This window comes from Bacillus sp. FSL R5-0434, from assembly GCF_038004745.1.
In the GTDB taxonomy this organism is placed as follows: Bacteria; Bacillota; Bacilli; order Bacillales; family Bacillaceae; genus Bacillus; species Bacillus halotolerans.
This window is the reverse complement of sequence record NZ_JBBORV010000001.1, coordinates 1265853-1277390: the sequence shown is the minus strand read 5'-3', so window position 1 is coordinate 1277390 and position 11538 is coordinate 1265853. Positions and strand designations below refer to the sequence as shown.

Sequence of the window (11538 nt, the reverse complement as noted above, 5' to 3'; positions counted from 1 at the left end):
GATGACTTTTCCATTATGTAAAGCATGCTGAAGATATGATTAAATAGAAAGTAAAATGGTGAAGGAGAGAACAAATGACATCACAGATCAACCGTAAAAAACTAGTTGTCGGCATCGTACTTTCACTTGCATTTGTATTGTTTGTGTTCTCTTTTTCTGAGAGACATTCAAAACCGCTCGTTGAGGGAAAAAAACAGGAAAACTGGCATACTGTCGTCGACAAAGCCTCTGTCGATATATATGGAAGCCGTTTAGTGGAAGAAAGCAAACTAAAACAAAAGCTCGGCCATAAACAAGCCGATTCGGTACTAACCCTTTTGAAGCTAGCCAGCGAAAAACATATTGCCCTGTAAAAACAAAAAAGAGCCTCCGGCTCTTTTTTGTTTAATCCAATACAGTTTTTTTATCCGGATGACGCTGAAAGTCAAAAAGCATACTGAGCTGTGACTGTGTGTTTCGTTTTGGAGAAAGCGGAGGGAGCCTGTCTTCCGGAAAAAAAGCGGCATGGTTCGTCTCAATTCCGGTTTTCTGCTGCCCGCCCGTTATGCTGCATTCAATGAAGATCTTATAGTAATGATAAGGCTGAGGGGGGTGAGGATGCTTATGGCTGTCCAGCACGGCCAGTAATCGAGAAGGCACTGTATCGTAACCCGACTCTTCTTTGATTTCCTTGATCACATTTTCAGCGGGTGATAAACCAATTTCACAAAACCCGCCTGGGAGTGACCACAGCTCGTCATGCTTCTCCCGGACAAGCAATATGCGATTCTCTCGAAATACCGCGCCGCGAACATCCGCCTTCGGTGTCGGATAGCCTTTCTCGCCTTTCCATAAATCAGTGATGACTTCAATGTCCTTCTCCGAGTAATCCGCCATCATCTCTGCGCTGAGCTTCATCAGCTCTTCGTACCTTTCCCTGTCATACACATCCTTGGAAAAAGCAAGCCCCGCCTGTGCGATCGCCTGAATCCGCTGGGCCCGTTCCAGCCATTTGGTTTGCACGTTTATCACTCGTCCTTTCAAGTTATTTTTCTCTATAAAAAATGCACGTTTCACTAATGAAAAACGTGCAGCTGTAAATCAAGTTCTAATCTAATTTCACCAAATAATCAATATCGTCCTTTACTCTCTCTTCAGTATTACTGCTATTTGTATCAGCTAAAAACGGATTATATACCAGTGTGTAATGTTTCTGTTCTCCTTTAGGGATGACATAACTGAGTACACCTGTAACCTTTTTCCCTGATGTCAGTGTTCCTGTCATCAGGATCCTGCCCTTCTCTTCTATTGAAAAAACCGGCTGGACTGATTGATTTTTCTTGTCTTTTAAGTCTAACCCGAGAAAATTGTATTGCATTGAATCTTTCCCTATGTTTTCTATCGTAACTTCTATAATGAGCCGTTCCTCATCATCTTTTATTGTTTTTAGCTTCGAGTCTACAGCTCCCCCAAATTCCGAATATTCACCTTTTTGTACTCTATCAACTTTATTCACTGTAAAATTCGTATGTCCCGCTTTAAACGTTTCTCCTATTTTATGTATTTGATCATCTTTTTTAATCTTCGGCTCACCGCCTTTTTTCAGTTCCTTATCAAGTTCCTTTTCAAGCTCTTCTTGCGATTTTTTTTCTTTCGGCTTTTCCTTTTCAGACGCATCGCTTGATTGGCTGCACGCAGAAAGTGCAAACCCGATCGTCAAGACAAATAATAACAATAAGACTTTTTTCATGATCGTTCCCCCATCTAAAGTAATCGTTTTCTATTATAATCAGATTTTTCCTTTTATTAACAGGTAAGAAAGCATCATTTTTTTCTATTTCATTCGTTACAAACTTACTCATTCCTAGAATATGAATATTTTTTACTAGTCCATTAGACCTTTTCATCAAAAAAACCCGAGCTGGCATCAGCCGGCTCGGGCGGGTGTCAATCTCGCTTATCCATTCCCCTTTTCTTTCGGGGGTTCCTGATGATGCTTTTGATGTTCCGGAGGCTGAGTTGTGCGTTCCAGCTCCTTTGTATCTTGTCCCATTCCTTTTAAAAAGGAGAACAGCAGCGTAACCGCTTTGTTGATTTCCGGGTCTTTAAGCGAACGGATGATATCAAAATAACCTGTTTTCTCTTCGCTGTTCTTCTGTTCTACCGCGTTCGCCACACCGGCATTCACTTTCAAAATGAGCGGCTCCAGCTGTTTGACATCCAGCATGCCAAGCGTTCCAAACAGGAGAAGCAGGTTTTTAAGCATATTGGCCGTTTCCTCTGTATCTGCCTTTTTCACTAGGATGTCAAGGACTTTATCACCTTGGCCAAAAAGACCGCGGAGCAAAGGCAGTACGCCCCGATCGTTCATGTGCCTAAGCATTTGCAGCGTCTCCAGAATGGCTTCTTTGTTGTCGACTAAGGCATCTTCGATTTCTTCTAAATCACGTTTGCGCTGATCTTCTTCGGTCACCTGTACTTTCTGAATGCGTTTAATCGCTTTAGCCATTGTGCCCAAGCCCCCTTTTCACTGCGTCGCCAGGGAAAATGTAGTCCTTCCGCGCCCATTTCTTATGAACCTGCACACCAATTTGCGGCTGCGGATTTCCGTTGCGGTGATTGATTTTAGGCAGCGGATTGATTCCATCCTGCTTCAAGATTTCCATCTTCGCTGATGTTTCTTTGTAAGCAGGCGTGTCGGTATCCTTGTCTGCGTGGCTGCCTGTTAACAGGTTAATCGCCGCTTCCCCAGAATCGTTCATTGGCAGATACACTTCCTTCCCTTTGACACGATCGGTGATCAGGCATTTCACCTTCACATTTCCAAAAGGCGATGTGAGTCTGACAAAGGTCCCGTCCTGAATCCCCCGTTCTGCCGCAAGCTCTGGAGAAATTTCTAAGAATACATGCGGCGTTTTTTCAGAAATGCCTTTTGATTTATACGTCAGGTTTCCTTCGTGGAAATGCTCCAAGAGCCTGCCGTTATTTACATGGATATCATATTCTTCACCGAACTCCTCGGGCTCAGTCCATTGAACCGGATAAAGAATCGCTTTGCCGTCCGGGAAAGGAAAACGCTCTGTAAAGAGTAAAGGCGAATCCTTCCCATCAGCACGAACAGGCCATTGCAGGGAATTGTAGCCCTCAAGACGTTCATAGGTTACTCCTGCATAAATTGGTGACAGCATTGCAGCTTCTTCCATTATGTCGGAAGGATGCTCATAATTCCAATTGGCCCCAAGCTTATTCGCTATCTCCATAATAATCTGCCAGTCCGGCTTTGATTCACCCAGAGGTTCAAATACCTGGTCTAAACGCTGAATACGGCGTTCAGTATTTGTAAAGGTGCCTTCTTTTTCAAGGCTCGGGCTCGCAGGAAGAACAACATCTGCAAATTCTGCCGTCCGAGATAGGAAAATGTCCTGCACAACAAAGAAATCAAGCTTTTCATATGCGGCGTGCACATGATTGATATTTGAGTCGACAAGACCCATTTCCTCCCCTTTTACATACATCGCTTTCAGCTGGCCGGAATGGATTTTTTCAATCATTTCATGGTTGGTCATGCCCGGCTCCTTCGGCAGCTGCACACCCCAGGCTTGTTCGTATTTCTTGCGGACTTGTTCATCCTTCACTTTTTCATAGCCCGGCAGGCTATCAGGCATGCTTCCGAAGTCACTTGCTCCCTGGACGTTGTTATGGCCGCGTAATGGATAAGAACCCGCACCCGGTTTTCCGTAGTTACCTGTGACAAGCAGCAAATTTGAAATCGCAGTGCTTGTATCGCTGCCTCCAATGTGCTGGGTCACACCCATGGCCCACAACGCGCACACACTGTCAGCCTCATGAATCATTTCAGCCATTTGAATCAGGGTTTGTTTATCAATTCCGGTTTTCTCCTCTGCATATTCAAGTGTGTACGGCGCAAGGCTTTTCACGTATTCATCCCGGCCGTTGACCCTTTCCTGCAAAAAGCGTTCATCAGCCTTGCCGCTTTCAATCAGATATTTGGCGATGGCATTCAGCCAGACGATATCTGATCCGGCACGCGGCTGGACAAATAGATCAGAACGCTCAGCCATTTCGTGTTTTCTGATATCGGCCACGATGACCTTCTGCCCTCTCAGCTTGTGAGCCCGTTTAATGCGGGTAGATAATACCGGGTGCGACTCTGACGTGTTCGAACCGATAATCAAAACTAGATCTGCCTGGGCGATATCTGTAATCGATCCTGAGTCACCGCCATATCCAACTGTCCGGAACAGTCCGGCAGTAGCCGGAGACTGGCAATAGCGCGAGCAGTTATCCACATTATTTGTGCCGATAACCCCTCTGGCCAACTTTTGCATCAGGTAGGATTCTTCATTCGTACATTTAGACGACGTGATAAAAGCAAGTGAGTCAGGGCCACATTCTTCTTTCAATTCAGTGAACTTGCTTGCGATCAGTGTTAAGGCTTCCTCCCACTCTGCTTCCCGGAAATGGTCGCCTTCGCGGATGAGCGGTTTTGTCAGACGCTCCTCACTGTTTACAAAATCCCAGCCGAACTTGCCTTTTACACAAGTGGAAATGCCATTGGCAGGCGCCTCCTCCTGCGGCTCCACTTTCAGAATATCTCTGCCCTTAGTCCAAACATCAAAACTGCAGCCGACACCGCAATAGGTGCAGACGGTTTTGGTTTTTTTGATTCGTTCATCACGCATGGCAGATTCCATGTCAGAAATGGCGAGAATCGAGCCGTATCCTGTCTCTACGCCTTTCGTAATCTCGATCATCGGGCGCAGTGATTCGTTATTGATGCCTGTTAAATATCCGGCTTCCCCTTCCATTCCTTTTTCCATCATCGCGTTGCACGGACATACGGTTGAGCAATGGCCGCACGACACACATGACGACTCGTTAATCGGCACGTCATGATCCCAAATGACGCGCGGGCGTTCCCGCTCCCAGTCAATCGTCAGTGTTTCTGTCACCTGTACGTCTTGGCATGCTTCGACACAGCGGCCGCACAAAATACATTGATCAGGATCATAACGGTAAAACGGATGGGATTCATCCTTATGATAAGGCTTTTGATCAAACGGGATGCTTTGGTGATTGATTTTCATTTCCTTCACCGTATTATGTATTTCGCATCCTCCATTGTTGTAATCGCAAACTGTACAGTAAAGCTCATGATTATATAAGATTTTATCCATCCCGATGACCTGTGCCTTTTTCACGTCAGACGAAAGCGTATCAATGACATCGCCATCCTTTATTTCAGCAGAGCACGATCTCTTCAGCTCACCATTGATGCTGACAATACACGTATCACATGTTTCTATCGGCCCAAGGCTCGGATGATAGCATACTTGCGGCACTTCGATTGAACTGTTATTCAAAAGCTGCAGCACCGTCTGGTCTCCGGCTGTCTCCATCTCAACGCCGTTTATGGTTACTTTTTTTGTGTCCGCCATCTCCATTCCCCTTTCTTGCGTTTATATACCGAATTACCCATTTCAGTTCCCTTACATGTGCTGATTAAAACATACAGAGCGCATACAAATGTTTTAATGCACGAACATCGGGAAACGTCATGATAGACAAAAAGGGAGGGATAACCATGAAGAAAACCATTTCCGCATTAACAGCGGCGGCAGCACTGTCAGGCACTGTTTTTGGCTTCGGGACGGCAATTCCGGCAAAAGCTGCCGCTCAGGCAAATCCGCCTGCTGAAGAAACAACCTCATCATCCGCTGAGCTTGTAAAAAATCTTTATAACACCGCTTTTACAGGTGAAATGCCGCAGCAGGTACAAGGTCTTACGATTAACAAAAGCACAAAAGGGGATGTCCATGCCAAGATGGGAGAACCGGAAAGACCGGCTGGAGGAAACAATATGTTTGATCTATACAGCTGGAATATGGGAAATCCCGGCTACGGCTTTTCCTATAACAAAGACATGACCATTTCAGAAATCCGTTACTTTGGAACCGGAGTAGAACGCCGTCTGAATCTTGGAGGGGTTACACCGGATGTGCTGAGCGGTCAAATTGGCCCCGCCGACCGAATTTTAACCGTCCCATTCACGGATGAAATCGACTATATCTATGATACAGGCCCTTATGAGCTCCATTTCGTCATTGGGAAAGACCAGACAGCCGACCATGTCAATCTAAGAGCAAGATAAAAGTACCTGCGGCTGTTCAGCCGCTTTTTTTATGGACAAAGTGAGGATGGATTCCTTACAATACATGGGAGGGAAAATGCGGGAAGAGGTATCAATCATTCATGAGAAGGAACCGGTTCATATATGCGGCCTTTACAATCCTCATCATTGGGTTGGGACTGGGGTCAAGAGCGTTCTCCTGTTTTCTCCCGGATATCGTCAATGCCTATCTCGGAGATGCACTGTGGGCCGCAATGATTTTTACGGGCTGCGGCTTTCTGTTTCATACGATGAAAACCATCACAACAGGCATTATCAGCCTTTCATTTTGCGTTATTATCGAATGCAGCCAGCTGTACCATGCTGAGTGGATCGACCGGACCAGGGGCACTTCGCTCGGCGGCCTCGTGCTGGGGTACGGATTTTTATGGAGCGATATCATAGCTTATACGATGGGAATTGTCACCTGCACACTCATAGAGCTGATCCATCAAAACATCAAAAAGCGCCGCTGACGTGACGCTTTTTCTTATGTCGAGAACAGCCCGCACTGAGACAGAATCGTCTCTGTATCCAAGAGTGTGGCCTCCTTTATATCGACCCGGTGTTTATTCATAAAAGACTGAACAGCGTGATATCCAACCGCATATCCGGCAAAAGCAGATAATCCCGCCGGCTCAAAGCCTTGCGCTTTCGCTATTTGATCTCCAAACATGTAACGGCTCACCTCCGAAAAGCCTTTTACATCAATCACCTCTTTTATGACTTCAATGGAATATTGCAAATCGTCCCGATCAAAGCGAGTAACCCAAGGACCTAATTGTTCTTCGCCAAAGAGCTCCCGCGCAAATGACTCAGCCAGCCCTTCAATGACAAGATAATCCCCGACTGACACAGAACCTCGGTGAAAATCAAAATACGAAAACCGCAGATTATGGTGAAATTCATGGGCAATCATCGATGAAATCCTAAGAAGGTTATAGCTGTTCGGATACATCCAAACGTGAATAAAGCCTGGAATTCCCCCAAACCCGCAATACCCTTTTTGCAGCTTCAGCTTGCTTGGATCAGCAATGTAAAGCCCGAACCTCATTTCTTCCGCATTTACTCGCAGCTTTTCACGCTCGGCAAAATGTATACACTGCTGCAGCGCAGATTCAGCAGTCTCGGCAATATGCAATTGCTGCAGTTTTCTTAATGCTGTCTGTCCGGTTTCAGCATTACACACATCCAAATAACCAAGCATCTTTACAGCCATGATCACATCATATCCATTTGGTGTCTTCGCTTTTAGGGGAACCTGTATGGCGCTCCACATTTTTTCAAACGGTCCCATCATCGTATACCGAAACTCGTCCTCTCTTTCGTGTTCTTCCATCGAAAACAGCTTTTCATATTGCTGAAAGGTCTGTTCTATTACGATATTCATCCTAATCCCTCCTCACGAAAAATATACGGTATGCCGCAGCGTAAAGGTCAACAGAAAAAATTAAGCCTTTCTGCCCTATAAAATCAAAGCCGGCCGCCGATAGGTAAGGCATAGGAGGTGTAGCAATGGATATTCCTGCATTATCAGTTGCCATGCATCAAGCAAATCTGGCGCAAAATGTTAATATCGCTTTAACGAAAAAGATGCTGGACACTGCCCAGCAAAATGCTGACCAAACCCTTAAGCTGATTCAGCATCCGACACTCGGACATAAAATTGACCTGAAAGCTTAGCTCCACACCCCAGGCGGCCAAGAACTCCATCCTCCCGGCCGCCTTTATCTTTCACAAAAAAGCATGCATGTTTTGGCCTTTCCTCCGTATGATTTATTGTTTGTCATTTTAAGGAGGTCAGGAAGAGATGAAAAGAATGGTTAAAAAGGTGTCTTTGGTGTTGTTCGCATTCGTATTTATTTTTGCCATCAAGGGAGCACCCGCTCATGCGGAAACACATGCCTACGATGGAAAAAGCCCTTATTACAATGATTGTGCGTCCAGCGCCGCCACAAAAAAATCTTCTAACTTAGTGAACGCAAACAATCAAGTCATCGGAGTCGTCGAGCTCAAGTTCAGCAGTACATGCAAAACGGCATGGGCAAAAATAACGATGAACAACACCTTGACAACAGGCTATGAAGCAAACGCGGAAATAACCCGGAACACAGACAAAAAGAGATATAACTGTGACTCTGCAGGCGGCAATGGCAAAGCGGTGGCAGGCCAAAAATCTTGTTATACGCCTATGGTCTATGACTTAGACCCGAGAACCTCCTACGCTTTCGGTAAATATTCAGGCCCCAACCTGAATGTATGGGCAACCACAGGCTCTTATTAAAAAGAAAAAAGGCTGTCCAACGGGCATTTCCCGCGACAGCCTTTCCACATTTATTTAGCTTCCCTTTGTTTTTTTACCTCTTTAAGCTGAGTGACCGTCACCAATTGATAGCCTTGATCGGTCAGTCTTTTGATAATCTCATCGGCCGCATCAGCAGAAGTGCCGTAAATGTCGTGAATTAAAATCGTCTTTCCGTCAGCCGCGTGGCTCATGACTCGGTTGACAATTGTATTTTTATTTCGGTCTTTCCAATCTTCCGGATCAATGTCCCATAACGCGACATCCATTTTCAGCTTGCTGCGCAGTTCATCATTAATGCCGCCATATGGAGGACGCACAAGCGTCGGACGATACCCGCTTATTTTTTCAATCATGTCCTGCGTGTCATTGATCTGCTTTACAGCCTCTTTCACTGAAAGCCTTGTGAGAAGCGGATGGCTCCATGAGTGGTTCCCCACTTCATTTCCTTCTTTCAGCATTCTTTTTAACGTTTCCGGATAATATTGAACCCTGCTGCCCAGCACAAAAAACGTTGCATGCCCTTCATATTTCTTCAAGGAGTCCAGAATCTGATTTGTTGTCGCAGGATTCGGGCCGTCGTCGAAAGTAAGCGCAATGACTTTTTTATTCGGATCAACTGTTTCTTCTTTAGGTAATGAAATGACTTCGTGCTTCGGTTTTTGTTCTTTGATTTTATTTTTGTTTTTCGCTTTATCAATATATTGTTCTTTCAATATATCTTTTAAAAGATTTTTCTTAATCGCAATCGACTGCTCTCCAAGATAGCCCGCAGCGACTTGATATGTATCAAAATAAAACTCGATATAATCTTCCTTGACGGCAAAACGGCTGAAATTTTCTTTTGCCGGTGCAGTTCCTTCTTTTAACAATTCGTCGTCCGCTGCAATGTCCTTATTCTTTTTAAGCTCATGATAAGCGATCAGCGAAAGCTTTTGTAAATAATCAGAGTCCTTTATGAAAATATCATCAATAGAAAGAAAGGCTTCCTTGCTAAAATCAAAGTTAAATGTTTTTTTTACGGTTTGTCCATGCGCGCCGCCTATGTATTTATATTCATTAAAGACCACTGCCGCTGTCTGCTTGGCATAATGAACAATTTCATAATCGATGTTGAGTTCATTGCGCTTTTTTGTATGCTCCTGGTCAGCATCTTTCGTTTCCTTCTGAAATTGGCGAACCTCTTTCTCTGCGAAACTCTTTAATGCCGCATCCATTTTTTTATTTTTAAAAACAGGGTAGTTGACCGCGTAATTGAAGGTTTTCCCGTCATTCACAAGCGTTGCGATCTCCACATCTCCATACTGAGAATCGGTTTTCACTTGATTCATGACCGTTTCTTTTTTTGATGTATTATGGCAAAAGCCAATAAGCCCTGCCGCACAAACAACTGCTAATAATACTTGAAACCATTTGATTCTTCTCGCCAACAACACAAACTCCTTCTTTCGTAATCACTTCGATTTATATCCCATCAAAAGATTCAGATGATGTTCTTTATGCTCATTCGTACTCAATTAGAAATATTTTTGTAACATTAAAGTAACATTTATTTCACTTTTGTAATAATAGGAGATTTAGAAGTTCTTGTCAATCCCTTTCTGAGGATTTACTCAATAAAAAAAAACAATTTGGTCGATGGACATACACCCATTTCTCATATCAGGAATAAGGTAAACAGAATAAAAAATGCTAGGGAGGTAACCCTCTTGGAATTTCCTGTTAATTACGATCAGTTTGAGCAAGTTTCACCTTTTGATGAAAGACAGCCATATTACTACCCGCGTCCGCGCCCTAGACCGCCATTTTATCCGCCTTATTATTATCCAAGACCGTTTTATCCGTTTTATCCGCGTCCGCCTTACTACTACCCGCGCCCTCCTTACTACCCTTGGTACGGATACGGCGGCGGATACGGCGGCGGATATGGAGGATACAACAGATAGCAGGCGGTGTTTACCGAGAATGGGGGCAGTCCAGCTCCCCTTTTTTTGTATAAAAATTGACAATATCATGACAAATACAGGAAATAATTGTGATCTGGATGGCCTCTTGGTACGATAACAAAAGCATGCAGTTTTGGGGGAGGCGTCTATTTTTGGAGAATTCAAGAGTTTCTGCTCCGATTTCTGAAACAAAATACATAAAAGCCTCGAACCGGGTATCCGTTTACGATTTTATAAAGCTTGCAAAACCCGGCATTATCGTATCAAACTCGATAGCAGCCTTCGGCGGATTTTGGATCGCATTTGTGGGCTCAGAAAAACCATTAACAGGACTCGCTTTTTTTATGACAATGATAACGGCAATGCTTGGAACCGCGTTCGTCATGGCCTCCGGCACTGTCTACAACAACTATTTTGATCGGCATATGGATGCAAAAATGGAGCGCACCCGCAGCAGGGCCTCAGTCACAGGAAAAATGCCGCCTGCTTTGATCTTAACGTATGGCTCTGTTTTAGGAATAGCAGGTCTTGCCATGCTGTATTCCCTCAACCCTTTAACTGCAATTCTCGGACTGGCCGCCTTTATTTTTTATGCCATCATCTATACAGTATGGGTGAAACGGGCCTCGGTATGGAGCACGTTTGTCGGAAGCTTTCCGGGAGCTGCTCCGCCACTGATGGGTTATTGTGCCATCACAGGAGAAATCAGTGTAACCGCCGTCATGTTATATGCCATTATGTTTCTGTGGCAGCCCCCGCATTTTTGGGCTATTGGGATAAGACGCAAAGAGGAATATCGGGCGGCTGGTGTCCCGCTCTTGCCTGTTGTAAAAGGAAATCATGTAACGAAAGTAAAAATGATTCAATATATTGCAGTCCTGGTGCCGGTTACGCTATTATTTCCTTTTTCTCTCGGCACCGGCCATATAAGCCCATTTTATTTTTTAACTGCCTTGGTTCTCGGAGGTATATGGATCAAAAAAAGCATGCAAGGATTCAAAACAGACGATGACGTAAAGTGGGCAAAGGATATGTTTGTCTACTCACTCATTTATTTTTGCTTGCTGTTTTTTGTCATGATGATTGATTCATTTGTAATGTTATTAATCTGATGATTTTAT

At 44.4% G+C, this 11538-nt stretch carries 12 protein-coding genes and 1 pseudogene; 7 read left to right on the top strand and 6 right to left on the bottom strand.

The genetic code is table 11. The features are described 5' to 3' along the window. Positions 1–74 precede the first annotated feature (74 nt). Entirely contained in the window at positions 75–353 is a 279-nt protein-coding gene (locus NYE43_RS06620; protein ID WP_101860777.1) for a hypothetical protein, read from the top strand. Positions 354–384: 31 nt separating this feature from the next. Here NYE43_RS06620 and NYE43_RS06615 read toward each other — a convergent pair whose 3' ends face one another. From NYE43_RS06615 to fdhF, 4 genes and pseudogenes are all read right to left on the bottom strand, one after another. Then, positions 385–1011, bottom strand: a complete 627-nt coding sequence (locus tag NYE43_RS06615) for an NUDIX hydrolase (RefSeq protein WP_101860923.1) — start codon at positions 1009–1011, stop codon at positions 385–387. Between the two features lie 76 nt (positions 1012–1087). After that, positions 1088–1729, bottom strand: coding sequence for a DUF4352 domain-containing protein (locus NYE43_RS06610; RefSeq protein WP_101860778.1), 642 nt, complete (start codon positions 1727–1729; stop codon positions 1088–1090). A gap of 197 nt (positions 1730–1926) precedes the next feature. Then, positions 1927–2488 (bottom strand): annotated as a pseudogene (locus tag NYE43_RS06605) (DUF1641 domain-containing protein). Continuing rightward, on the bottom strand, positions 2481–5438 hold the full coding sequence (gene fdhF / locus NYE43_RS06600; protein WP_101860780.1) for a formate dehydrogenase subunit alpha: 2958 nt from the start codon (positions 5436–5438) through the stop codon (positions 2481–2483). Before fdhF ends, NYE43_RS06605 begins: the two are co-directional and overlap by 8 nt. Positions 5439–5584: 146 nt before the next feature. Here fdhF and NYE43_RS06595 point away from each other — a divergent pair, with 146 nt between their 5' ends. After that, entirely contained in the window at positions 5585–6151 is a 567-nt protein-coding gene (locus tag NYE43_RS06595; protein WP_101860781.1) for a YjgB family protein, read from the top strand. Between the two features lie 101 nt (positions 6152–6252). Then, positions 6253–6645, top strand: coding sequence for a ribosomal maturation YjgA family protein (locus NYE43_RS06590; RefSeq protein WP_185848064.1), 393 nt, complete (start codon positions 6253–6255; stop codon positions 6643–6645). Between the two features lie 14 nt (positions 6646–6659). Here NYE43_RS06590 and NYE43_RS06585 read toward each other — a convergent pair whose 3' ends face one another. After that, positions 6660–7559, bottom strand: coding sequence for a DUF2268 domain-containing protein (locus NYE43_RS06585; RefSeq protein ID WP_095713529.1), 900 nt, complete (start codon positions 7557–7559; stop codon positions 6660–6662). Between the two features lie 125 nt (positions 7560–7684). Between NYE43_RS06585 and NYE43_RS06580 the strand changes: the two genes are divergently transcribed. Together NYE43_RS06580 and NYE43_RS06575 are read left to right on the top strand one after the other, a co-directional pair. Continuing rightward, positions 7685–7852, top strand: a complete 168-nt coding sequence (locus NYE43_RS06580; protein ID WP_101860783.1) for a YjfB family protein — start codon at positions 7685–7687, stop codon at positions 7850–7852. Positions 7853–7979: 127 nt separating this feature from the next. Next, a complete protein-coding gene (locus NYE43_RS06575) occupies positions 7980–8453 on the top strand; it encodes a YjfA family protein (protein ID WP_059336143.1) in 474 nt (157 codons plus the stop codon). 50 nt (positions 8454–8503) lie between these two features. On the opposite strand, the gene NYE43_RS06570 is transcribed toward NYE43_RS06575, so the two are convergent. After that, a complete protein-coding gene (locus NYE43_RS06570) occupies positions 8504–9904 on the bottom strand; it encodes a polysaccharide deacetylase family protein (protein WP_341061336.1) in 1401 nt (466 codons plus the stop codon). A gap of 276 nt (positions 9905–10180) precedes the next feature. Here NYE43_RS06570 and NYE43_RS06565 point away from each other — a divergent pair, with 276 nt between their 5' ends. Both NYE43_RS06565 and cyoE read left to right on the top strand, forming a co-directional pair. Further along, the gene (locus tag NYE43_RS06565) at positions 10181–10417 is read left to right on the top strand and encodes a hypothetical protein (protein WP_024121014.1); all 237 of its coding nucleotides are present in this window, start codon (positions 10181–10183) and stop codon (positions 10415–10417) included. Between the two features lie 125 nt (positions 10418–10542). After that, entirely contained in the window at positions 10543–11529 is a 987-nt protein-coding gene (gene cyoE / locus NYE43_RS06560) for a heme o synthase (RefSeq protein ID WP_101860924.1), read from the top strand. Positions 11530–11538: the final 9 nt, after the last annotated feature.

Excerpts from the sequence above, each read along its gene's own strand:
- NYE43_RS06620 (WP_101860777.1), top strand. The coding sequence starts at position 75 with ATGACATCACAGATCAACCGTAAAAAACTAGTTGTCGGCATCGTACTT.
- NYE43_RS06610 (WP_101860778.1), bottom strand. The coding sequence starts at position 1,729 with ATGAAAAAAGTCTTATTGTTATTATTTGTCTTGACGATCGGGTTTGCA.
- fdhF (WP_101860780.1), bottom strand. The coding sequence starts at position 5,438 with ATGGCGGACACAAAAAAAGTAACCATAAACGGCGTTGAGATGGAGACA.
- NYE43_RS06595 (WP_101860781.1), top strand. The coding sequence starts at position 5,585 with ATGAAGAAAACCATTTCCGCATTAACAGCGGCGGCAGCACTGTCAGGC.
- NYE43_RS06590 (WP_185848064.1), top strand. The coding sequence starts at position 6,253 with ATGAGAAGGAACCGGTTCATATATGCGGCCTTTACAATCCTCATCATT.
- NYE43_RS06585 (WP_095713529.1), bottom strand. The coding sequence starts at position 7,559 with ATGAATATCGTAATAGAACAGACCTTTCAGCAATATGAAAAGCTGTTT.
- NYE43_RS06580 (WP_101860783.1), top strand. The coding sequence starts at position 7,685 with ATGGATATTCCTGCATTATCAGTTGCCATGCATCAAGCAAATCTGGCG.
- NYE43_RS06575 (WP_059336143.1), top strand. The coding sequence starts at position 7,980 with ATGAAAAGAATGGTTAAAAAGGTGTCTTTGGTGTTGTTCGCATTCGTA.
- cyoE (WP_101860924.1), top strand. The coding sequence starts at position 10,543 with ATGCAGTTTTGGGGGAGGCGTCTATTTTTGGAGAATTCAAGAGTTTCT.